At 62.6% G+C, this 294-nt stretch carries 1 pseudogene; it reads right to left on the bottom strand.

The window, feature by feature from the left end:
• Positions 1-294: pseudogene (locus PVZ80_RS00280) on the bottom strand (hypothetical protein); the annotation flags it as partial.

Here is a 294-nt window from a genome sequence, read left to right as displayed (position 1 = left end):
AGCGCCACTCCACCCGAACTCAGGGCTGGCAGGCCGCTGGTATCACTCGACAAGCTATAGCTCAGTGGTACATCGGCGCCGGATTGGAAGATACCGGTAACGCTGCCGCTGGCCACTGTGGCTTCACCCGCTACATCACCGACACCACCGGCAATACCATTGGCCAGGCCGTCTTCATCGACGGTTCCGGCCTCGGCGGCTCCGGTTGCGGTTGGGGTGTCGTCATCGACGGTAATCACCAGTTTCTCGGCGGCGGCCGTCACTGTGTCGCCGTCCTTATCGGTAGCTTGCAGC

The sequence above is a fragment of the Pseudomonas sp. B3G-3 genome, from assembly GCF_028640915.1.
GTDB classification, from domain to species: domain Bacteria; phylum Pseudomonadota; class Gammaproteobacteria; order Pseudomonadales; family Pseudomonadaceae; genus Aquipseudomonas; species Aquipseudomonas chlororaphis_I.
Note: the sequence above shows the minus strand (reverse complement) of the source record. Positions and strands in the feature narration are given on the sequence as shown.